Source organism: Sporosarcina sp. P13, from assembly GCF_002743055.1.
In the GTDB taxonomy this organism is placed as follows: domain Bacteria; phylum Bacillota; class Bacilli; order Bacillales_A; family Planococcaceae; genus Sporosarcina.
The window spans coordinates 1-22,772 of the sequence record NZ_PDYM01000046.1 but is presented as its reverse complement, the minus strand read 5'-3'; the positions used below and the strand labels follow the sequence as shown (position 1 = coordinate 22,772).

Here is a 22,772-nt window from a genome sequence, read left to right as displayed (position 1 = left end):
AACGCAATGCCTATGGCTATCGACGCTTCGATCACTTTAGAGCGAAGATCTTATTAACTATTAAGTATAAAGAAATTGGGGTTCATTTAGGGTGACGTGGATTATCGGTCACCCCAACATTTGACGTTGAACCGATTTTTATAAGCAAAACATTTACATCATGCCCTTCTCTCCTTTACTGAAATCAAATATTGGTGGGAGAAGAATTTCTCGTGCCTTCTTTTGTGTAGTCGCGGCAGGATGTTCACTAATTAGTTCTAAAGTTATAATTTATTAAAAACACTATTCTATTCCTCTGTTTTGATATATCTATTTCCCTCTTTTCCTGTTATTATTTTGGTAATTCGCTTGCTTAGAATAAACGTAAAGCGATAGGAAACAGAGAAATTTGGAGGGATAGTATGGGAGCATTTATTGGTGTACTTGGATCACTACTTGTAATGGTAGGACTTATAGGAGTTTTGGTTTTATTTATTCTGAGGAAGCCAAAAAAGATAGCAGGTATTTTAACGGGTGTTGGCTTTGCGATGGTTATTACTGGAGTTGCGATTGATCCTACGATTGAAACCGAGAAAGCAGAGACAGCTAATGAAGCAGTGGACACGGCAAAGAAATTGACGGAATCTGAGAAAAAAGATCCAATGCCTGTTGCTGTGGCACCTGATATTGAAAAACCACTAAAAGAAGAAAAAACGGTGGAAGAAACCAAGCCTGTTGAAAAACAATCTGCAAAATTAGAAAAGCCGGTACCCGCAGAAAATCCAACAAACTCTAACGGTACAACAAATTTACTAGCAGTGACACTCGTAAAGATTATTGACGGGGATACGATCAAAATTATGTACAATGGAAAAGAGCAAAACGTCCGGTATTTATTGATTGATACACCTGAAACGAATCATCCACGACTAGGCAAGCAGCCATTTGGAGATGAAGCAAAACAACGAAATATTGAGTTAATACATAGCGGTAAGTTGGAAATCGAATTCGATATAGGACAGCGCTATGATAAGTATGATCGTCTACTTGCTTATATTTATGTAGATGGGAAAAGCGTGCAAGAAACATTGTTAGAAGAAGGATTAGCACGCGTTGCATATGTATATCCACCAAATACGAGATATCTTGACCCTTACGAAAAGGCGCAAGAGAAAGCGAAAGAACAAAAGCTTGGTATTTGGTCTATAGAAAATTACGCAACAGACACTGGATTCAATACAGATAAAGTAGCGAATGAAAAACCAGTTACACCGAAACCAGAAAAAATCACTCCAGCACCAGCAGCACCTGTTCAACAACCAGTCGTTACACCTGTGCCCCAAGCTACTGAAACAGAATGGTTCCAAAATTGTACTGAGCTTCGTAAGAAATATCCAAATGGTGTCGCGAAAGGTCATCCTGCATATCAATCCAAGATGGATCGAGATGGCGATAACTTTGCGTGTGAGAGATGATTTAGTAGGATGAAAAAGCGAGGATGGGCTATGAAGTATAGTCTTTCCTCACTTTATTAATATCCTATTTTGTCAAATCCCCCAACAACTCTCTCGCATTCCCCTTATTCTTCCTCTGCCCAGCCTCCTGCGCTCCAATACAAACCGGACAACCATACTCGCAATGACATTCCGCAATATGCTCCGCCGCCAACAACAACATCTCATCCCAACGCCCATAAATATTCTCGCTCAATCCAATACCCCCTGGATAGCTATCATAAATATAAAACGTCGGTTTCTTCGTATGAATGGCCTTCACTTGTGGTACGACATGAATATCCCCACGATCACATTTAATAAACAATGGGATCAATGATTGAATCGCATAAGCAGCTGCAGTCATCGCGTCCGTTAAATCTGATTTCTCCCAGCCTTCAGGCACGTCAAACGTCATCCATGTACCTGATGTATGCATTTCTTCAGCAGGCAACGAAATCGGTCCAGAGCCTATATTGTCGTGTGTATCGAACTTAATCTTCTTAAAGATTGTCGGAATCGCAAGCACAGCTAAGTCACCGTATGCCAATGTCCGGTTCCCTTCGTCCTGCCGTTTGTCTTCGCTAATGACTTTCAATTCCACCGCTAAATTCGCATCCGTGAAATAATCGACATCGACGGCCGTAACGTAGGCTTTTTTCTCTTCCCAATCCAATGTTTCCACTTGATATTGCGTCCCTTGATGTAAATAAATTGCTTCTTCATGTAATAAAGTCATTGCGCTGAAACGGTCCATTTCTCCAATGACACGTGTTTCTTTAGGAAATGTCTGATCGATGATGATGACGTTTTCTTGTGAAGCCGAGCGCAAACTGATTTCGCCTGCCGGAAAACGATCCGTCATCCAGTGCCATTTATCCGAAGTTTGCAGCAACACGCCTTCACTCTGCAAAAATGCTAGCAACTCTTGCACTTGAAATTCACCGTAGTTTTCCGTGGAACTAAATGGCAATTCAAATGACGCACATTTTAAATGATCCATTAAAATCAGCATATTATCCGGATGAATATGAATTTCTTCTGGCTGTTGTCCAAGTAAATACGCTGGATGTTTAATAATATACTGATCAAGCGGCATCGACTGCGCGACATAGATAATCAAGGCATCTTCCTGTCTTCTACCCGCTCGACCTGCTTGCTGTAATGCACTCGCAATATTCCCCGGGTAACCTGTCATAATACATGCCTGTAATTGCCCGATATCAATACCGAGTTCAAGGGCATTTGTACTAACAACCGTACGGATCTCACCATTCTTCAATCCACTTTCAATCTTCCTACGCTCCGATGGTAAATAGCCGCCACGATAGCCCATCACCGTCTCATCGAACAGTTTCTTCTTCGTCAATTCCTTCATATATGTCACAAGCATTTCCACACGCACCCGACTGCGTGCAAAAATAATCGTCTGAATATGTTGCTGATAAAGAAATGCGCCTAAATCTCGCACTTCAAGGACGGCATTTCTACGAATTCCAAAGACCTCATGAACAATCGGTGGATTATAAAACACAAAATGCTTTTTCCCTCGAGGTGCACCATTTTTATCAATCAACACCATATCTTTATTCGTTAAATTATCCGCCAGTTCTTTAGCGTTTGAAATCGTTGCTGATGTGCAAATAAAAATCGGATCACTCCCATAAAAACGACAAATGCGTTGCAAACGTCGTAACACATGCGCCACATGGCTGCCGAATACCCCTTTATACGTATGTAATTCATCAACAACGATATACTTCAAATTCTCAAACAATGAAATCCATTTCGTATGATGGGGCAAAATCGCCGAGTGCAGCATGTCGGGGTTCGTCAAAATAATATGTCCCGACTTTCGCACCTTCGTCCGCAATCCTGGAGCTGTGTCTCCGTCATACGTATGACTTAAAATTGTCTCGCCACTCGCTTCGATTAATTCATGTAGATCTGCTAATTGGTCCTGCGCTAAAGCTTTCGTCGGGAATAAATACAATGCCCGTGACGAAGGTTTGTCTAAAATGGACTGTAGCACTGGCAAATGATAGCACAGTGATTTTCCCGATGCAGTTGGTGTAATAGCGGCGATCGAATGCCCTTCACTAACTGCATCAAATGCTTCACGCTGGTGACTATAAAGTTGCGTAATCCCTTTCGTCGCTAACGCTTTTCTAATGGATGGGTGCAAGCTAGGTGGAAATTCCGCAATAATCGCTTCCTGCTCCTTCAATGTTTCGATATAAGAAATATTCGGACCAAACCGTGGATCCGCAAATAATTGCTGAATCAAGTCCGGTATATTTTGCTTAGTCATCCTTATGCTCTCCTTCTTCATTCGCCATCGCATTCAACACTGTCTGCAATGTATAACGCGCTGCATTAATCGACAAAATGAAACGCTTCTTCCCCGTCTCTTTATAAAACGACTGCACAACAAACTGTGTCATCGAATCCTTCAACGAATCAACTTGCACTGCATGTACATAACGCGGCTTCACTTTCACAATCCACGACTTCATCTCATCAGCCCAATCCGCAATCGCTTGATGACTAACATCCGCGTACGGCTTCACCTCACCAAAAAAATCCGGCTCATGACCTGTCTCCCGCATTCTATAAAAACGTTCCTCACACGCATCACAAATTGAAAGCAACACGCGCGTATCATTTATTCGACTCATCTATAAAACTCCTTCACCACGTTACTTTATATTTTTTAATCCTAAAAGTTATTGCAGAAATACGACCTTGAACGTAAACAAAAGAATGAAGTGTTACTATGTTACATACTAACTACAATGAAATTTTAAAATGATTGTACTCTCAATTTTGGATTGAAGGGAAAGCGTCCCCTCTGAAGAGAATATCCAAGACCACTCATAAAGCAGCTTTTGAACTTCATCTCTTAACTCTAAGTTTATCAGAAATCTAACCACCACTCCACTAACTACGAACAAACATTCCAAACCGCCACAAAATTGCCCACTTTCAACCACTGTGAAACTTTCTTTTCGGTAACTCGTCTAGTAGTGGGTATGGTATGATGTAGAGTACGAGGTGGTCACATTGGCAATTCGTTATCCAAACGGCAAAAAATACAATCCATCAACACCCGCAACAAAAAATAAAATCTATGATGTCTCCTTCAGCAACCGTGGTAAATCATTAGAAGACGAACTCAACGACACAAACGAATACTACCTAGCCCACGGACTGGCCGTAATTCATAAGAAACCAGTACCCGTCCAAATCGTCAACGTGAGATACCCAGCACGAAGCGCAGCAGTCATCACAGAAGCCTACTTCCGCACCCCTTCTACAACTGACTACAACGGCGTCTGGAAAGGTCATTACGTGGACTTCGAAGCGAAAGAGACGAAAAATAAAACGTCATTACCTTTGCAGAATATTCACTTGCATCAAGTGCAACATATGAAGCAAGTACATGACCAATCAGGGCTTGCTTTTTTTATTGTCAACTTTAGCTTACTCGACCGCTACTTCTTATTGCCGTTCGGTGCTTTTTATCCACTCTGGAAACGGATGGATGATGGCGGGAGAAAGTCCATCACTTTGGTGGAAATCGAAGAACGTTCCATCGAAATTACGACCGGCTATCAACCAAGACTAGATTATTTACAAGCGGTAGAAAAATGGATGCAAAACAACACAACAGATTGAAACATTGAAAGGCAGGAACGTAAATGAGCGAACATATAAACTCGAGAACGGCAAGAAGACAGCAACAAGACACCAAACAGAAGAAACCCGGTAAAATGCCACAAGGATTATTCAAGAAAGTTCTAATGGCAATTATTATATTCGGTCTGGCTGTTCTAGTCGGTGGTGCATCTTTATTCGCCTTCTATGCGAGCACAGCTCCGGATTTAGATGAAGAATTACTAAAAGATCCGCTCACCTCCAATTTCCTAACAAAAGATGGAGATGTGTTTTTGAAATTCGGGACAGAGAAACGGGATTATGTTCCTTACGATGAAATACCTGAACAAATGAAAGATGCGATTTTAGCAACAGAAGATGTGCGATTCTTTAAGCACGGCGGAATCGATTTTTACCGTTTGGGTGGTGCCGTACTTGCTAACTTCCGTAGTGGATTTGGTTCACAAGGTGCATCTACTCTTACACAGCAAGTCATCAAGAACTCTTTCTTAAAAGATGAAAAGACATTAAAACGAAAAGCCCAAGAAGCCTGGCTTGCACATAAATTAGAAAAAGAATATACAAAAGAAGAAATTTTCGAAATGTATTTCAATAAAGTCTTAATGTCGGGTAATCGATATGGCTTTGGAACAGGAGCCAACTTTTTCTTCGGAAAAAAACTGAATGAACTTGAGTTATCCGAGATGGCTATGCTAGCAGGTATGCCACAGTATCCGAATGGCTATAATCCGTTTAAATATCCTGAACGTGCCGAAAAACGTCGGAATGTAGTCTTAACTCTAATGAATCGTCACGGCAAAATTTCTACTGAAGAAATGGAAGCCGCGAAAAAAGTTCCTGTCACATCTACTTTATTATCAGAAGATGAGCGTGAAACATTCAGTAAATACCCAGCCTACGTGGACGCGGTGCTCGATGAATTAGAAGAAGCGGGCTACTCTGATTTATTGGCAGAAGGTGTCACAGTTCAGACGGCACTAGATCCGAAAGCACAGGAAGCAGTAGAGGCGGCAATTAATGATCCGAGCTATTATGAATCAGAAAATATGCAAGCAGGGATGACTGTTCTGGATACGAAAAAAGGAACAATTGTCGCACTTGGTGGTGGACGTAATTATTCAGGTCGTAATTTGAATTTCGCTGAACAAAAACGTCAACCTGGATCTGTTATCAAGCCAATTCTTGCCTATGGTCCAGCTATTGAAGAGTTAAATTGGTCTACAGGTCAAAAAGTAGTTGATGAACCTTATAAATATAAAGGAATGGATAAGTCCATCAATAACGCAGACGGACGATTCCTTGGAACGTTGACAATGCGCGAGGCTTTGTATTATTCACGAAATGTCCCAGCAGTTAAAACGTTTGAAGAAGTCGGTGGGAAGAAAGCTAAAGCCTTCGCGTCGAAGCTTGGTTTACCATATGACCAAATTAGTTCTGGCAATGCGTTAGGTGGCGGTGAATATGAATTTTCGACTGTCCAAATGGCAGGTGCTTACGCCGCATTCGGTAATGGTGGGATTTATACGAAACCTCATACGGTGACGAAAATTACGTTGCGTGACGGTAAAACTGAGAAGAATCTCCGTCCAGACCCTGTCACAGCCATGAAAGACTCAACAGCGTATATGATTACGGATGTGTTGCGTGATGTATTGACGTCAAACGGCACAGCAGAAAGAGCAGCAATTCGTGGTATGGATATCGCCGGAAAAACAGGTACAACCAACTATTCCGCCGATACGATGCGCAAAGAAAATATGAAGAGTCATTATGTACCAGATACATGGTTTACTGGCTATACGACAGAGTATACAATCTCTACTTGGGGTGGCTATGCAGACTATAAGACGCCAATTACGACTTACGAGCATGGTCGCTTTGTACCGCAAAAACTATTTAAAGCAGTGATGAGTAGTATTGCAAGTAATCCAGGTGAATTTAATCAACCGGCTTCGGTAGAAAAGGCTGCAATTGTTAAGGGTAGTGATCCCATTGTTTTGGCTAGTTCATTCACTTACAAAAACTTAATAAGCAATGAATTATTCGTCAGAGGCACGCTGCCAGCTAAACAAGCGATTCCGGATAAAGTTTCTATTCCGAGTCCAAGTAACCTAACAGCACAATTCGATGCAAATTCTAATTCCATCGCGTTGAACTGGAATTACGATGCGCCGAGTACATTCGATAGCTTAGGCCGTCCATCGTTCAATGTAAGTGTGTCGGTCGATGGTGGCGCGATGCAGAGCATAACGAAGACAAATGATCTATCAGCGGTCTTCTCAGGTGCAGAATTCGGTAGGAGCTATACATTCTCAGTGACTGCCAATATGGGCGGCTATACGAGCGGATCCGCTACAGCTACTTTATCGTTAGCAGGATCTAGTTCACCAGAAACCGAAGAACCCGATATTGAAGAGCCAAATGTAGACATCGAAGAGCCCATTGAAGAGCCAGGCGATCAAAACGAAGAAGATAATGATACTAACAATGACTCCGAACAAGATGATCAAGACAACCAAGGTCAAGATAACTCCAATGGCCAAGGACAAGATGAACAAAATAATCAAGGTAATCAGGGAAACCAAGGTCAAGGTAATCAAGGACAAGGACAAGGTCAAGGACAAGGTCAAGGCCAAGGTCAAGGTAATCCAGGCCAAAGCAACCAAGGACAGAATCCAAACAATCCATCGCCTGAATCATCCCCATCAGAAAACAACTAAAAAAATCGGCAAGAGGATTTTTCCTCTTGCCGATTTTTTATGATTGCACACGTAGACGAGCCGCTTTCTTTTTCACTTCATCATATAACATTGTCAACTGAATTAACGCATAGTGACTCGTGCGTTGCACCCTAATAAAATCAATTCGTTCTTGATAATTATTCGGAGCTAACACAAAATGCGTCTTCCCGGTGAACGTATTCACTTCTGTTCCACTATTCTCGACTAACGATGCCAGTTGATCAATCGCCGGCTGTAATAACGCCATTCGTCGCTCGTCACGGATTGCATACACCTTCTCAAGTTCCGGCTTATGCTGTTCCCACTGTATAAGAATTAGTTTAACAGATTCTTTTAGTTGCTCTGTACTCATTTCGCTTTCATCCTTTTCTGACCTTCTCGGCATAAATGCAATAGCGGACATTCCGGACATTTCGGATTTTGTGCTTTACAGTGATAGCGTCCGAAGAAAATGACTTGATGGTGAGTTTGTGTCCACTTATCCATCGGCGTCCAGCGCATGATTTTCTCTTCCACATCGATTGGCCGGTCTTTCCAACGATTCATGCCTAAACGTTTGGCAACGCGTTCAACGTGTGTGTCGACAGCAAGAGCCGGTACACCAAAAGCATTTGAAACGACAACATTCGCTGTTTTTCTGCCCACTCCAGGAAGAGTCATCATCTCATCTCGATTTGGAGGAACTTCTCCCCCGTAGTCATCAATTAATTGTCCACTCAACGCTTGAATGTTTTTTGACTTGTTACGATAGAGTCCGATAGAACGTATATCTTGTTGCAACTCTTCTATTGGTACGCCTAGATAATCTTCCGGAGTCGTATACTTTTGGAATAAGTCGGCAGTCACACGATTCACCAAAACATCCGTGCATTGAGCAGATAAAAGCGTCGCGATGAGTAATTCAAACGGATTTTTATGCACGAGCTCACAGTGTGCGTCCGGAAACATCTCTTTAAATGTTTGCAGGCACAATTGCCATTGCGTTTTTGTCAACATCGTTTATCCTACTCCCGTTCTTCCAACCAATTATAAAAGGGAACTTGCTTGATCGCAGGATTACGCGGTTGCTCAGCAGTAGCCGCCACTACCGGACGGAAGGCGCGTGTCTGCTTTTCAACGTCCCGCATCGTTTTGACGTTTTTCTTTTTCCAATCAAATAAAATGCGGTCAATATAGCGCAAACTCATCTTCTGCGCTAATACCGCTTCTTTCAAAGCGGCACGAATAATGTCCGGTGTGTGTCCGTCTTTATCAATCCACATTCCAATCGTTTCACATTCCATAGGCGATAGAAAACGTCCGAATTCCTGCTCAAATAGCGAGTATACTTCCCCTTCAGCTAGTTTCGTTTGTTGTTCAGTTGCCTGCACTTTTTGCTTTTCGATTACTTCCAATAAACGATCCCATAATGGTAATAATGAAAACTTCTCGTGTAATACTTTGTTTTCATCGGTACTTTGTACAATCGTAAATAATCCTTTGCGCATCAGACGCTGCAAGCAATCTGTTACTTCTTTTTCTGGTTGTTGCATACGATTCGCGATATCTGTTGGTGTCGGAAAATAATTTCCATCTTCTTGAAATGCGATAATATGCAAAATTACCATGGCGTCAGTATCTGAGATCAGTAATTGTTTGTACTGTTGAAAAAAGAGCTGGGAAATAGATACATTTCCCTGCTCAATCCAAATTTTCAACCGTTCATCTTGCTGCATAATCGAAACTTCCTCTCATCAGCAAATGATTCCTTGCCGCTGTTGTGTTTAGGCTTTCCAATGTTCCTTGACAAATTTTTCGATACGTTCGATACCCTTTTCCAACTGTTCGATTGACGTCGCATACGATAAGCGAATCGTCGTAGCCGAACCAAAGCCAGATCCAGGAATAACAGCTACATTTGCTTCCATAAGTAAAGCTTGTGCAAAATCATCCACAGTATCGTAGCCTGTTTTTTCCAATGCTTCTGTTACATCCGGTAAGAAGTAGAACGCACCTTGAGGCTTTAGTACATGGAAACCTGGAATAGCTGCTAACTTTGGATACGCTTGATTTAAGCGAGATTCAAAATCTTTACGCATTACTTCTACCGCGTCTTGCGGACCGTTATATGCTTCAACCGCCGCGTATTGTGAAGTCGTGACAGGATTGGAAGTTGAGTGACTAGCTAAGTTCGTCATCGCGCCGACTACTTCTGCATCTCCCGCAATATAACCGATTCTCCAGCCTGTCATAGAATGTGATTTCGATACGCCATTAATGATCAACGTTCGCTCTTTCGCGTCATCTGAAAGTTGAGCGATTGATACATGCTTCCGACCTTCATAGACCAATTTTTCATAGATTTCATCGGAAATAATCCAAATATCTTTTTCGCGGCAGACGTCAGCAATTTCTTGTAGTTCTTCTTTTGTATAAATCATGCCCGTCGGATTTCCTGGCGAGTTGATAATGACTGCTTTTGTTTTCTCCGTTACAGCTTCGCCAATTTGCTTCGCTGTTACTTTGAATTGATCAGCCGCTGTACCTTCGATAAATACAGGTACACCTTCTGCTAATTTCACTTGCTCTGGATAACTTACCCAGTATGGAGAAGGGATAATTACTTCATCACCTTTATCAAGTATGACTTGGAACAATGTGAAGAGCACGTGTTTCGCTCCAACACCGACCATAATTTCATTGCGTGCATAGGTTAATTCTTGATCTCTTTTCAATTTGCCAATTATCGCATCTTTTAATTCCGGCAAACCACCGGATGGAGTGTACTTTGTCTTGCCATCTTTCATCGATTGGTTCGCAGCCTGTAAAATATTCTCAGGTGTATTATAGTCCGGTTCGCCTGCTCCGAGCCCTACGATATCGATGCCGGATGCCTTCATTTCTTTCGCTTTCGCTGTAATCGCTAATGTTGTAGATGGTGATAATGTATTGACTCTCGATGCTAATTGTTTTCTCAAATTGACCGCTCTCCTTTAGTCCTAATTCCACATCAATTTATAAATTCATAATTTGCTTCTGCCACTTTCCATCTGTAAAATTCAGATAGACATAATTCAAACTATCATTTTCTCCTATATAACTTACTTCCCAGAGTAGTCTCTCTTTTTCCATTCCAAGTGAAGTATGAAGAATCTTTTTGACAAGCTTTTCTTTTTTTACAATAGCTGTCGCTTGTTGCTTTGTAATACCTTTTGAAGGCGTCACAGTGCGGACGATTTCATTAGTTTTCTCGTCCACTAAAAGGGCTTTGTATTTACCTTTTCTGTCTGTACCATATACAGTGATCAACGATGCATTGCCACGGTAACTCGTTGTGTTGTCGACATCCACAAGTTCGCCTGCGTTCATCACGACTTCGATTGCCGCATCTTCTGAAAAGGTAAATGGTTTGTTCGCTTGATACAAAACAAAGATTGTAATCATTACAAAAAGGGATAGTAAAAAGACGGATAAAAACTTAATCCAATTAAGCATAGGTAACCCTGCCTGTCGAATGAATCGTCTGATTGTTTCGATTCATTTTCTAACCTACTTTCTATTCAGTACATCCTTCATTATAGCAATTTTCGATCTCGTTCACCAGCGCTTGAACAGATACTTTTTTAACAAATGATTGTGGTAAAGCTTGTAAAAATGTTTTGCCGTAGGATTTCGTTTCAATACGGCGATCGAGTATGATGAAGAAACCTTTTTCGTCTGAAGACCGGATTAAGCGACCAAAGCCTTGTCGAAATCTAAGTATCGCTTCTGGTAATCCAAGGTGCATAAAGGCATTTTTCTGTTGTTCTTGTAAAGCAGCTGACCGGGCTTTAAACAAAGGTTCTTCAGGGGAAGTAAACGGTAATCGTACAACTACAACAGCGGATAATTGTTCACTTGGCACATCGACACCTTCCCAAAAACTCGTCGTCCCAAATAAAATTGCTTTTTCCTGCTGTTTAAATGTCTTCAACAATTTATGACGACTTCCTGAGCTAACACCTTGCGCGATAAGCATGAATTCACCTTCCAATGAACCACTATCTTGTATAGCTTCATGTGTTTTCTTCAACATATCATGCGACAGGAATAACGCAAATACACGTCCGTCTATCGCAATCGCAGTTTGAATCAGTGCATCTGCTACCGCATCAATATATTCTTCATTCGATACTTGCTGAATATCCGGCATATCTTCTACGATAAATGTGTGTGCACCTGCATAAAAATTATTAGGCGCATCAAATGTATAGAGTGGAACGTCATTAGGGACGCCCAGTTGATCAAGAACGAAGCGCCTGTCTTGTCCGGCAGTCAACGTACCAGACGTCCAGACCACACCCATTTCGCCATCAAATAACTCGACAAATGATTGAACGGCGGACGCACTATTGATAGGGCTTTTCTTAATACGTAAACTACCTGGTAAACTACGACTATCCTTCTCAATCCAGATCGTCGTACCCGGCTGACGCTCATCCAGAAACAATTCAACCCACTCGCCCGCTTTGATCTTCATCTCATTAAGCCAATATAGCCACTCATTGCTCGCTGCTTGTTCATGAACTGTTAATTCATTTGTTAACTCACGAAGCGGTGCACCGTAATTTTCAGCGATACGTATATAATCATTCATTTTCCGCAAGACTTTGCCGAAACTATCATGTGTGCGTATTTGATCACTAAGAGTTTCAACTGAACGTGTCGTTTGGCTGTTACCCGACATTCTACTATTCGCGAGTACTAACATACACTCGTCAAATGCCTCCATGAATGCTTCATACGAATCGAGTAGGCGTTCCGTAGAAACCTTATAATTGAAATGAAAGCGAGTCAAAATTTCTTGCACATCAAATAACAACTGTCCATTGCTGAATGCATTCAACTGTCCCATGACGTATTTCCAATGCGTATAGGAAAATACTTGTTCATGCATTTGAATCGCTGCTTGATTCAATTGATGCGCTTCATCTACCACTAGTCCACCAATCGAATGAAATAATGGTTCATGACGGTCTTTATCATTCATCAGCATCGCGTGGTTCGTTAGTAAAATCATCGAATGTTGGCAACGTGTTAAATTACGCGAATAAAAATCTGCTATTCTTTCATCTTTTTTTACCTTCATCGAGCGCTTACGAATGCGGTCGATAAACAACTGTCCACCGCCAGATACATTCACTTCATCTAAATCACCGGTTGTCGTCTCCGTCAACCATACGAGCACTTGCATAATCGTCATGGAGTCGTCGTAGACCTCGTCATTGAAGTGTAATAACTCTTCAAATTTCCCGAGAGAAATATAATTCGCCATACCTTTAATAACCGTCGTTGGTATACGAATCTTCAGTGCATTTTCTAACTTCTCAACTTCTTCTGCTAACGTATCTACTAGATGATTTGTATATGTGCTAATAACCACTGGCTTTGATGTTTCATAAGAACGCACAATCGCAGGAATCAAGTAACCGATCGTCTTTCCTACGCCCGTTGGCAACTCAATCGCTACCTGATCCTTTTCTGTAAATGCCTTCCACGCTAAGTCCATTAATTCAGCTTGTCCCGCTCGTACTTGATATACAGGATTAATTTGACTCAGTAGCTGTTGCTTCGCTTCAACAGTCGTCGGAAAATGAAAAGGTTGCTCCCCTGTTGTGCCGATTGGCTGTTCCGTACGATAGGGAATCCCACGGAATAACGTATAGCTAGTAGCCTTTTCTTTACGGCGAGCTCGTTTTAGCGCTTCATAAAACAAGGACGATACATCTGATTTCAACGCAAAAGAACGCTCATGCAATCGACTCAGCGTCTCTTTCGGTAATCCCTCAATTTTCTCAAGCGTTTTTAACAAAAAAAGGGCTGTCGCTTCCGCATCATCATCCGCCCGATGCGCTTGATGCAAGGCAATATCAAGCGATTCCGCAATGTCTTGCAAGCGATAGCTAGGCAATGAAGGATAGACGATTTTCGCCAATTCCACTGTATCGACTTTTTTTCCACGCCAAGGAGACACGCCACATCGTGCGAGTTCCTTTTGTAAAAATGACACATCAAAGTCGGTATTATGCGCGACAAATATGCAGCCTGTAAGTAAATCCGCCACTTCCTCAGCGATTTCTTCAAAAGGCAAAGCATCCGCAACATCTTCATCACCAATCGATGTCAATTGGTGAATGAATGGAGGGATGGGGCGCTCGGGATGAACGTAGCGCATATATGTATCGGTTATTTGATTGTTTTCAATGAAGACAATTGCGATTTGGATGATCCGATCTCCTTTTGAAGGTGAGTGACCAGTCGTTTCCAGATCAACAACTGCATATTTGCTTGTGGACATACCATCATCAACTTCCTATTAAGTTTCTAAAGCAAATTGTATCATACTTACTACAGCTACTCACGTCTTGCATCATTAAAGAAGAATAGATATGTGGAAGTTAGTAACGTCATGGGATTTCCGCTACAGAAGGGGACGCTTTCCGGGGGGCACGGCCTTGAGCCTCCTCGTCCGCTAGCGCTTCCTGCGGGGTCTCAAGACGCGTGCTAATCCCCCAGGAGTCGCCCCTTCTTTCGCTTCAATCCTATAAATAGAATACAAATACTTTGTAACTTCTTACTTAGTCATCAAGTAACTTTGTGTCTGTTCTAACTTTTTTAGATTCAAAAGCAAAACCAAGTAAAAACTGAATACTTCACTCGTCTTAACAAGAAGACACTAGTGAAGCGTTAGGAGCTCAGTTGCCTTAATTTCTGCAAAGATCGCAGAAATTAAGCAAAAGCGCCCCCTCCGCTGATCGCTTGGCTCACCGCGGGACCTCCTGATCGCGCCGCCTGGAACGCAGTGAAACGGTAGCATACCCACTCTTCACTTCCAAAGCGTAAATCCCAAACCGTTCTCCTAACTAAAACCCCACCTGAACAATTCAGATGGGGTTTGCGATTAAAATATAGCGACGCCTGGTTTTTCGGTGATGACTTCTTTGACACGATTGTTCTCATCCATAATCAAAACGTTCGGTGTATGTGTGCGGGCTTCTTCGTCAGTCATGTATACATAGGATAGAATGATGACAATGTCGCCTGGTTGCACGAGACGAGCGGCGGCACCGTTGACGCAGATCACACCGCTTCCGCGTTCACCTTCGATAATATAAGTTTCAAAACGTGCACCGTTATTATTATTAACGATTTGCACCTTTTCGTTCGGCAACATGCCAGCTGCGTCTAGTAACGCTCCGTCGATTGTTATACTGCCTACATAGTTTAAGTTGGCTTCAGTAACTGTTGCGCGATGGAGTTTTCCGTTCATCATCGTTCTAAACATTTTTCTCATCCTTTATACTTGACATAATTATATTATCTATTAACCGGGTCGAAGTGAATTTCACTGCAACCGCGATAATGATTTCTTCTGCTTCACTAACGTTTTCGTCCAGTGAAGGATATGCTAATGCTTTCACGTAGTCGATTGTGCCTGACGTTTCGTTTTCAATGACTTTTGAGACGACTTTTTCGACTTCTTTTAATGCTACACCTTCATAATAGCTTCTTTTTCCCATACATAATGCACGATAGATTGCAGGCGCTTGTTTGCGCTCTTGTGATTCCAAACGAACATTACGTGAACTTTTTGCTAGTCCATCTTCTTCACGTACAGTCGGTACACGATTAATCGATGTACGTAAATTGAAGTCACGGACGAATGTTTCAATAATCGCTAATTGTTGTGCATCTTTCATACCAAAATAAGATTCATCAGGATCTACAATGTTAAATAATTTCAATACAACTTTTAACACGCCATCGAAATGTCCTGGTCTGGACGCACCACATAGAAGAGCTGCTTGTTCTCCTGGTAGGATGCTGATTGAACTTGTCCGTGGATACATTTCCTGAACTGCTGGGACGAATAAATAATCGACACCCGCAGTCGATGCAAGCTCAGCATCACGCTGTTCGTCACGCGGGTATGCTTCGTAATCTTCCCCTGGACCAAATTGTGCAGGATTAACAAAAATACTCATGACGACAAGATCATGATCTTGTCTCGCCTGCTTCACTAATTCTAGATGGCCTTCATGAAGAAAACCCATCGTCGGTACAAATCCGACTGTACGTCCTTCACGCTTTCGAGGATTCAATATATTTTGTAGCTCAGCTATCGTACGAACTATTTGCATCGTCGCACTTGCATTCATAGCTTGATCCCTCCATATAAAGCATCCAATTCTTCTTCTTTCATCGTAAATCGATGGCTTTCGGCAGGGAATGAGCTATTTTTGACGGCTAGGTTATAGAGTCTCATAGCGCCTTCAATATCTTTCCCAACTTCCGCATAGCTTTCTACAAATTTCGGCAAACTATGATTGCCATAACGTACCATATCATGGAATACGAGCACTTGACCGTCTGTATCTGCACCCGCTCCGATGCCGATGAGTGGAATCGATACTGCTTGAGCCACTTCTTTCGCCAATTGGAAAGGAATACATTCTACAACGATCATGAATGCGCCTGCCGCTTCGCATGCTTTAGCATCTTCAATTAACTGCTTTGCTGCCGTTGCTGTTTTGCCTTGTACTTTATATCCACCCGTTACACCAGCTGATTGAGGAAGTAATCCTAAGTGCGCACAAACTGGCATACCAGCTGACGTCAACAACTTGATTTTATCAATCACCTTACCGCTACCTTCAACTTTCAATGCATTCGCTGATGTTTCTTGGAATAAACGCAGCGCATTTTGTAAAGTTGTATCAGCTGACCCGTGGTATGTAGCAAAAGGCATATCGACAATAACAAACGTGTCTTTGGCGCCTCTTCGAACAGCTTTCCCATGATGGATCATTTCGTCTAATGTCACACTAGCTGTCGATTCATAGCCTAAGACGACCATTCCTAACGAATCGCCTACTAGTAAAACATCGATACCTGCTGTTTCTGCAATTTGCGCTGTTGGAAAGTCATAAGCCGTCAGCATGCTGATTTTCTCACCGACTACTTTCATTTTTGAAAAATCTGTTGTTGATTTCACTTTGTATCTTCTCCTTTTTGAGTCATTTCAGCGCGGGCTTTTAAAACAAAAATAAAACCCTACTGATCCAAAATTGGACAGAAGGGTTGCGTAAGCGTTACATCATGCTTCCTCCGTCCCTGTCTCTACAGATCAAGGCAGAACTACTTTCTATTTCATTTGCCAATCAGGTGCAGCTCAACGTACGATACCGCCCTACGATGTATACTATATCAAAACAGTAAGATTCTGTATAGTTCTAATTTTTCATTTCTATATCCGCAGAGTAAATTCCCCGAATCGTACCATCTTCAAGTTGTAACTCTAGCATGCCGTCCTCCGATATACCGAGAGCAATTCCCTCAACGGATTCATTGACCATATTAGCTTTGATTTTCTTCCCTGTAATCGTTGCATAGCTTTCCCATAATATCTTAATCGGCGCAAAGCCTTTTTCTACATAGAGCGCTGTGTACTGTTCTAAGTACTGCATGATCTTCGCAACCAATTTTGCTCGGTCAACTTTTTCACCTTTTTCAATCCGCAATGAAGTAGCAATGGTTTGTAGTTCTTCTGGAAAGTCCGACAGTACTTGATTGGCATTGACACCCATGCCTAGAATAATTGCTTTGACACGGTCTGGATCGGCTTGTAATTCTGTTAAGATTCCGGTCACTTTTTTACCGTTGATTAAAATATCATTTGGCCATTTAATGACCGGTTGGATGTTGGTCACTTCTTCAATGGCGCGAACGATTGCTACCGCTGCTACTAACGTCAATTGTGGCGCTTGTTGAGGTGGAAGCTGCGGTCGAATGATTAAACTCATCCAAATCCCACGTCCAGCATTTGATACCCATGGTCTAGCAAGCCGCCCTTTACCAGCCGTTTGTTCTTCAGAAATGATCAACGTACCGTCCGCTGCACCATTTTGCGCTTCTTCATGAGCAATCGTTTGCGTCGTTGCACATGTTTTAAAGTATTTTACAAAGCGCCCATAAGCAGTCGTTTCTAACTGTTCGCTAATATTCGCCGCATTGACTAAATCAGGTGCTTCAATTAAGAAATATCCTTTTTTTCGTTGCGAGCCGATTTCATAGCCTTCATCCTCGAGCTCTTTAATATATTTCCAAATTGCCGTTCGAGATAAACCGAATTCATCTGCAATATCTTGCCCCGACACCGGCTCACCTTGCGCCGCAAATAACCTCTTCAATAATTCATTCTTTACGGGAGATTTCATATACGAACCATTCCTTTATCGCCTGTGCGTCATTTTCAATTCGTCCACTGACTACTGCTTGTTCAATTTTTTCAATCCATTCACTCGTCCACTTGCCGCCACGCAATCCAGACCACTCTAATAAATTAGTTCCTGTAAATGCAAGATCTGCACGTGTTTGAATGGGCAAACTACTTTTTCGTTTCGTTAATTGTTCTAGTGTTTCTATCGATCCATCTGCATACTGTGCATGTCGAATCCTTTCCACTACATCCAGCACATCTAGTGAGAAGTAATAGACATCGAGCTCGTCAAATGAACGATCAGTCCGCAATTTTAGTGCTTCTTCACATTGTTTTAAGAAACGTTTTTCTTCTTTGGACAGTTTAAAATGATGGGCTAGCTCTGTTGCTGAAACGTCTCTTATCGACAACATGGCAGCCCAGCCATGACGTGCATGGATGAAGGGGGCGCACCGCTCAAGTTGTTCAAATGAAGAAAAGAGTTCCGGAAATAGCGAAGGTAAGCCGATATCGCGACTATACCGAAAAGCTTTCGATGGATTAACTCCTTGAAACAATTTATCTATCTCCACTTTAATACGCTCAATCGCTATGTGTCCTAATTCATGCGCCAATTGTTTCATTGCGTTCAATGTTTCTGACTCAATGCGGAAATTTAGAACAGCCGAAAAACGTAACGCACGCAAAATCCGCAGCGCATCTTCACCAAATCGTTCGTACGGATTGCCAACCGAGCGAATAACGCGTGCTTCTAGATCCGCTTGTCCACCAAATAAATCAACGAGTTCACCGTCAAGCGTCATAGCAAGTGCATTAATCGTAAAGTCACGACGTTGCAAATCTTCCTTTAATGACGTGGTGTAGGCGATTTCACCTGGTCTGCGGTGATCGCTATATGTAACGTCCGTACGAAACGTAGTCACTTCAATCGGTTCAGGCGCAAGTACTAGAATCGTGCCATGCTCAATGCCGATATCCACTGTATGGCGAAAGACTTTTTTTACTTGCCCTGGTGTTGCTGACGTTGCGATATCTATATCTGTTGGCACTTTACCAAGCAAAAGATCCCGCACGGCACCACCTACAAACACTGCTTCAAAGCCCGCCTTCTGTAAGTTCGAAACTACGTGACGGCTTGCTGCCGTCCCAAATCGAGTTGTCACTTCATCGCCGCCACTTCATAATATAGTGCTTCATATTGTGAAACGATTCGGTCAGAACTGAACTCTTCACGTACCGTATCAATTGCCTGTGTCTTCATCCCTTGATGCAGTGAGGAATCCGTCAATAGCCGCGTGATACTATCCGCCACTGCTTGTACATCCCCTAACTCCACAAGAAAACCGTTACGTCCATCATCTACAATTTCTGGTATTCCTCCAATCGCTGTCGCAACAGCAGGAACACCGCAAGCAAACCCTTCTAACAAGACGAGTCCGAACGCTTCCTTTTCTGACAACAACAACATCACATCGCTAATTGATAACAAATCGGGTAAATCATCGCGCATACCTAGAAATAAAATATCATTTTGTAGTCCCTCAGCCTCCACGTACGCTTGCAAATCAAAAAGTTCAGGACCTTCCCCGACAAAAAGTAATTTCGCTTTATGCTTTTTATCAATTGATCGATAACTTTCAATAATATCCGGAATTCGTTTCACTTTACGGAAATTGGAAATATGAATCAACACGCGTTCATCCGGTGCAATGCCTAGTTCCGCGCGTACATTCGTTGCTTCGCGCGGATAATACTTTTCTTCATCAATAAAGTTATAAATAGTGTCAATTTCGGTCGTCGGCTGCAATAATTCAATCGTTTCATTTTTTAACGAACGAGAAACAGCAGTTACACGATCCGATTTATTAATACCATAGGATAACGTGTTTTTTAACGCAGGATCATGCCCTAATATCGTCACGTCAGTACCGTGCAATGTCGTAATGATACCAATTGTGGAATTCGCCATATCTTTCGCTAAGATGGCAGAAATGGCGTGGGGCACCGCATAGTGTACATGTAGCAAATCGAGCGATTCTGACTCAATGACTTGTGCAATTCGATTAGCGAGCGCTATATCATAAGGCGGATACTTAAACACAGCGTACCCTTCAATAGTCACTTCATGAAATTGAATATTCGGATGAGCATCTAAGAAACGAAACGGCTTACTTGATGTAATATAATGCATTTCATGACCTTTATCCGCCATTTTCAAGCCAAGTTCCGTCGCAACGACACCCGAACCGCCTAATGACGGATAACAAATCACGCCTACTTTTAATTTTCTTTGTTGCATACGTTCAACCGCCTCACTGATGGTGTTTAATCGATAATTTTTTCTAATCCATAAACGAACTGTTGTGACGAGACCGCTTCGCGAATAGCTAATAAAATACCTTGCATAAATGATTTACGATCGAATGAATCATGACGAAGGGTCAATAATTCCCCTTCACCACCAAGTAATACTTCTTGGTGCGCAAGTAATCCTGGTAGTCTGATACTATGGATTTTCATACCTTCAACGTCTGCTCCCCTAGCTCCTTTAAGCTTCTCTTGCTCTTCCGGGTGACCTTGAATATGCGAAGCACGTACTTCTCGAATCATTTCAGCGGTTTTCACTGCTGTACCGGATGGCGCATCTAGTTTACGGTCGTGGTGCATTTCCAAAATCTCAATATCTCCCAAGTAACGAGCAGCTTGCTGAGCAAATTTCATCATTAATACCGCTCCTATAGAGAAGTTCGGTGCGATAATACAACTTTTCTGTTGTTCATTAGCTAAATTTTCAAGGTCTGTTAGCATCTCCATCGTTAGTCCAGATGTGCCGATCACTACGTGCATACCAAGGCTTAGCGCTTCACTTGCATTGGCGAAGACTGCGTCTGGATCCGTAACGTCCAATAAGATGTCTGCGTGATGGGCGGCTTGTAATGCAGCGAGGGAGGTATAAATGGGAATACCTTCTGTGTCGTTTACTGTTTCATTATGTAAAAATTGTCCCTCATGTTTATAATCAAGTGCAGCGACTACTTCCATATCCGCTGCTTCGTATGCTGCGAGTACAGCTGTACCACCCATTCTTCCACGTGCACCTGCAATTGCTACTTTAATCGTCATTTTGTTTCCTCCTTTTTAGTCCAGCGATCCTTGTCTCTCGTGTTGAATTTATCCATTACTGTATCTAATGCTTCTGCCAAGTCAATGTTTTGTGAGTTAGCAAAACAAATGAGTACGAATAATAAGTCACCTGTTTCTTCTTCAAGTGACCGCACAGCTTCTGTCGTTTTTTTCTTTTTCATGCCATAGCGATCCTGGACTTCACGTGAAAGTTCACCAAGTTCTTCCGTCAGTCTAGCGAGTAGCTCCATCGGCGGGAAATACCCTTCTTTGAAGCCAGTTATGTATGTGTCGACTTGTTGCTGTAGTTGTTCCATTGTTTTAGGTGTTTCCATTATGCTATCAACTCCCCTTCCTATGGTATGCATTCTACTGGCTATTGTCAAAATATAATATTTAGCACATACTGATTATATCGTTGTATTTGCAAAAGCGTTCTTAACATCAAGAGATTATATACATAAGGAGTGATATATTTGTTTACTGGGATTCGCGTTCGAAATATTTTATTGATCATTCTAGGTGCAGCGATTTTTAGTTTTGGTTTAGTAAATTTTACGATCCAACATGAATTAGCAGAAGGTGGATTTACAGGTATTACACTAATTTTACTATTTGCGTTTAATTGGGATCCTGCGTTAATGAACTTAGTATTGAATGTTCCAATGTTCTTTTTAGGTTGGAAAATGCTTGGAAGACGGTCTTTCATTTATACAGTAATTGGTACAGTAGCCGTATCGGTGTTTATCAAGATCTTCATGAAATATCAAGCGCACATACACATGGAAGGCGATTTGTTTTTAGTCGCGTTATTTGCAGGGGTCTTCATCGGTGTCGGTCTTGGTATTATTTTCAGAAGTGGTGGCACGACAGGTGGCTCAGATATTATTGCGAGACTCGCACATAAAAAGTACGGCATTACGATGGGCAAAACGATGTTCGTATTTGATGCAGTCATCATTCTGCTATCGTGGGCAGTGTATTTGGACTACCGTTCGATGATGTATACGTTAGTCGCGTTATTCGTAGGTGCACGTGTAATTGATTTCGTTCAAGAAGGTGCGTATTCTGCTAGGGGTGCATTTATCGTTACAAACTACCCGGACGAACTGGCGGAGAATATCAGTGAGAAGATGGGTAGAGGCGTAACCGTATTCAAAGGGTACGGCCACTTCTCAAAAGAAAATCGTGAAATTCTTTACTGCGTCGTGGGCAAGAACGAGATGATCCGCTTAAAGAACCTAATCACCACAGTAGATCCAGCAGCATTCGTTTCGTTGATGGAAGTACACGATGTTATGGGCGAAGGCTTTACATTAGATGAACAGAAAAGACCATTGGCTGATTGAATCGGGTGGTCCAGGACTTACACTTCGGAAGAGGACACAGTGAAACACTATACTTCCCCATTCTCTCTTACAAAGCAAAAAATCCGTCTGCATTTGTAAACTGTACCCTATAAGATGGACACTTTGAAAAAGTCCGTCTTATAGGGTATTTTTGTTTATACATAAAAATGAT

Annotated in this window: 20 protein-coding genes; 4 read left to right on the top strand and 16 right to left on the bottom strand. The window is 42.1% G+C overall.

Annotation, left to right across the window (positions count from 1 at the left end; translation table 11 throughout):
- The first annotated feature begins 641 nt into the window (after window positions 1-641).
- On the top strand, window positions 642-1,454 hold the full coding sequence (locus CSV79_RS17375) for a thermonuclease family protein (RefSeq protein ID WP_369824995.1): 813 nt from the start codon (window positions 642-644) through the stop codon (window positions 1,452-1,454).
- A gap of 64 nt (window positions 1,455-1,518) precedes the next feature.
- Here the strand turns inward: CSV79_RS17375 and CSV79_RS15130 are convergent, their stop codons facing one another.
- A complete protein-coding gene (locus CSV79_RS15130) occupies window positions 1,519-3,783 on the bottom strand; it encodes a DEAD/DEAH box helicase (RefSeq protein WP_099689881.1) in 2,265 nt (754 codons plus the stop codon).
- Window positions 3,776-4,150 (bottom strand): YppE family protein, encoded by a 375-nt coding sequence (locus CSV79_RS15125; RefSeq protein WP_099689880.1) that lies wholly within the window; start codon window positions 4,148-4,150, stop codon window positions 3,776-3,778. The genes CSV79_RS15130 and CSV79_RS15125 overlap by 8 nt, the downstream gene beginning before the upstream one ends.
- 385 nt (window positions 4,151-4,535) lie before the next feature.
- Here CSV79_RS15125 and recU point away from each other — a divergent pair, with 385 nt between their 5' ends.
- Window positions 4,536-5,150: a Holliday junction resolvase RecU gene (gene recU, locus CSV79_RS15120; protein WP_099689879.1), complete on the top strand. Its 615-nt coding sequence runs from the start codon at window positions 4,536-4,538 to the stop codon at window positions 5,148-5,150.
- Window positions 5,151-5,173: 23 nt separating this feature from the next.
- On the top strand, window positions 5,174-7,870 hold the full coding sequence (locus CSV79_RS15115; protein ID WP_099689878.1) for a transglycosylase domain-containing protein: 2,697 nt from the start codon (window positions 5,174-5,176) through the stop codon (window positions 7,868-7,870).
- A 37-nt stretch (window positions 7,871-7,907) separates the two neighbouring features.
- Here CSV79_RS15115 and CSV79_RS15110 read toward each other — a convergent pair whose 3' ends face one another.
- From CSV79_RS15110 to CSV79_RS15045, 14 genes are all read right to left on the bottom strand, one after another.
- Window positions 7,908-8,243, bottom strand: coding sequence for a YpoC family protein (locus tag CSV79_RS15110; RefSeq protein WP_099689877.1), 336 nt, complete (start codon window positions 8,241-8,243; stop codon window positions 7,908-7,910).
- On the bottom strand, window positions 8,240-8,887 hold the full coding sequence (nth, locus tag CSV79_RS15105) for an endonuclease III (protein WP_099689876.1): 648 nt from the start codon (window positions 8,885-8,887) through the stop codon (window positions 8,240-8,242). The genes CSV79_RS15110 and nth overlap by 4 nt, the downstream gene beginning before the upstream one ends.
- Window positions 8,888-8,895: 8 nt before the next feature.
- A complete protein-coding gene (locus CSV79_RS15100; RefSeq protein WP_099689875.1) occupies window positions 8,896-9,606 on the bottom strand; it encodes a DnaD domain-containing protein in 711 nt (236 codons plus the stop codon).
- A gap of 48 nt (window positions 9,607-9,654) precedes the next feature.
- Window positions 9,655-10,848, bottom strand: coding sequence for a pyridoxal phosphate-dependent aminotransferase (locus CSV79_RS15095; protein WP_099689874.1), 1,194 nt, complete (start codon window positions 10,846-10,848; stop codon window positions 9,655-9,657).
- Between the two features lie 37 nt (window positions 10,849-10,885).
- A complete protein-coding gene (locus tag CSV79_RS15090; protein WP_099689873.1) occupies window positions 10,886-11,365 on the bottom strand; it encodes a cell wall elongation regulator TseB-like domain-containing protein in 480 nt (159 codons plus the stop codon).
- A 61-nt stretch (window positions 11,366-11,426) separates the two neighbouring features.
- Window positions 11,427-14,207: an ATP-dependent DNA helicase DinG gene (dinG, locus tag CSV79_RS15085; protein ID WP_099689872.1), complete on the bottom strand. Its 2,781-nt coding sequence runs from the start codon at window positions 14,205-14,207 to the stop codon at window positions 11,427-11,429.
- A 603-nt stretch (window positions 14,208-14,810) separates the two neighbouring features.
- Window positions 14,811-15,194: an aspartate 1-decarboxylase gene (gene panD, locus CSV79_RS15080; RefSeq protein WP_099689871.1), complete on the bottom strand. Its 384-nt coding sequence runs from the start codon at window positions 15,192-15,194 to the stop codon at window positions 14,811-14,813.
- Window positions 15,187-16,068: a pantoate--beta-alanine ligase gene (gene panC / locus CSV79_RS15075; RefSeq protein ID WP_369824994.1), complete on the bottom strand. Its 882-nt coding sequence runs from the start codon at window positions 16,066-16,068 to the stop codon at window positions 15,187-15,189. The genes panD and panC overlap by 8 nt, the downstream gene beginning before the upstream one ends.
- Window positions 16,065-16,904, bottom strand: a complete 840-nt coding sequence (gene panB / locus CSV79_RS15070) for a 3-methyl-2-oxobutanoate hydroxymethyltransferase (RefSeq protein ID WP_099689870.1) — start codon at window positions 16,902-16,904, stop codon at window positions 16,065-16,067. Before panB ends, panC begins: the two co-directional genes overlap by 4 nt.
- 238 nt (window positions 16,905-17,142) lie before the next feature.
- Window positions 17,143-18,126, bottom strand: a complete 984-nt coding sequence (locus CSV79_RS15065; protein ID WP_099689869.1) for a biotin--[acetyl-CoA-carboxylase] ligase — start codon at window positions 18,124-18,126, stop codon at window positions 17,143-17,145.
- Window positions 18,104-19,291: a CCA tRNA nucleotidyltransferase gene (locus tag CSV79_RS15060; RefSeq protein WP_099689868.1), complete on the bottom strand. Its 1,188-nt coding sequence runs from the start codon at window positions 19,289-19,291 to the stop codon at window positions 18,104-18,106. Before CSV79_RS15060 ends, CSV79_RS15065 begins: the two co-directional genes overlap by 23 nt.
- Complete coding sequence (gene bshA, locus CSV79_RS15055; RefSeq protein ID WP_099689867.1) at window positions 19,288-20,427, bottom strand: N-acetyl-alpha-D-glucosaminyl L-malate synthase BshA; 1,140 nt, start codon at window positions 20,425-20,427, stop codon at window positions 19,288-19,290. The genes CSV79_RS15060 and bshA overlap by 4 nt, the downstream gene beginning before the upstream one ends.
- Window positions 20,428-20,453: 26 nt before the next feature.
- The gene (gene dapB / locus CSV79_RS15050) at window positions 20,454-21,251 is read right to left on the bottom strand and encodes a 4-hydroxy-tetrahydrodipicolinate reductase (protein ID WP_099689866.1); all 798 of its coding nucleotides are present in this window, start codon (window positions 21,249-21,251) and stop codon (window positions 20,454-20,456) included.
- On the bottom strand, window positions 21,248-21,586 hold the full coding sequence (locus CSV79_RS15045) for a nucleotide pyrophosphohydrolase (RefSeq protein ID WP_099689865.1): 339 nt from the start codon (window positions 21,584-21,586) through the stop codon (window positions 21,248-21,250). Before CSV79_RS15045 ends, dapB begins: the two co-directional genes overlap by 4 nt.
- Window positions 21,587-21,727: 141 nt before the next feature.
- Here CSV79_RS15045 and CSV79_RS15040 point away from each other — a divergent pair, with 141 nt between their 5' ends.
- Window positions 21,728-22,600, top strand: a complete 873-nt coding sequence (locus tag CSV79_RS15040; protein ID WP_099689864.1) for a YitT family protein — start codon at window positions 21,728-21,730, stop codon at window positions 22,598-22,600.
- Window positions 22,601-22,772 lie beyond the last annotated feature (172 nt).

Bases quoted from the DNA above. Each gene is read 5' to 3' on its own strand.
- CSV79_RS15065 (WP_099689869.1), bottom strand. From the start codon at position 18,126: ATGAAATCTCCCGTAAAGAATGAATTATTGAAGAGGTTATTTGCGGCG.
- dapB (WP_099689866.1), bottom strand. From the start codon at position 21,251: ATGACGATTAAAGTAGCAATTGCAGGTGCACGTGGAAGAATGGGTGGT.
- CSV79_RS17375 (WP_369824995.1), top strand. From the start codon at position 642: ATGCCTGTTGCTGTGGCACCTGATATTGAAAAACCACTAAAAGAAGAA.
- CSV79_RS15115 (WP_099689878.1), top strand. From the start codon at position 5,174: ATGAGCGAACATATAAACTCGAGAACGGCAAGAAGACAGCAACAAGAC.
- panC (WP_369824994.1), bottom strand. From the start codon at position 16,068: ATGAATGCAAGTGCGACGATGCAAATAGTTCGTACGATAGCTGAGCTA.
- CSV79_RS15125 (WP_099689880.1), bottom strand. From the start codon at position 4,150: ATGAGTCGAATAAATGATACGCGCGTGTTGCTTTCAATTTGTGATGCG.
- CSV79_RS15110 (WP_099689877.1), bottom strand. From the start codon at position 8,243: ATGAGTACAGAGCAACTAAAAGAATCTGTTAAACTAATTCTTATACAG.
- panD (WP_099689871.1), bottom strand. From the start codon at position 15,194: ATGTTTAGAACGATGATGAACGGAAAACTCCATCGCGCAACAGTTACT.
- nth (WP_099689876.1), bottom strand. From the start codon at position 8,887: ATGTTGACAAAAACGCAATGGCAATTGTGCCTGCAAACATTTAAAGAG.
- bshA (WP_099689867.1), bottom strand. From the start codon at position 20,427: ATGCAACAAAGAAAATTAAAAGTAGGCGTGATTTGTTATCCGTCATTA.
- CSV79_RS15090 (WP_099689873.1), bottom strand. From the start codon at position 11,365: ATGCTTAATTGGATTAAGTTTTTATCCGTCTTTTTACTATCCCTTTTT.
- dinG (WP_099689872.1), bottom strand. From the start codon at position 14,207: ATGTCCACAAGCAAATATGCAGTTGTTGATCTGGAAACGACTGGTCAC.
- CSV79_RS15130 (WP_099689881.1), bottom strand. From the start codon at position 3,783: ATGACTAAGCAAAATATACCGGACTTGATTCAGCAATTATTTGCGGAT.
- CSV79_RS15045 (WP_099689865.1), bottom strand. From the start codon at position 21,586: ATGGAAACACCTAAAACAATGGAACAACTACAGCAACAAGTCGACACA.
- CSV79_RS15100 (WP_099689875.1), bottom strand. From the start codon at position 9,606: ATGCAGCAAGATGAACGGTTGAAAATTTGGATTGAGCAGGGAAATGTA.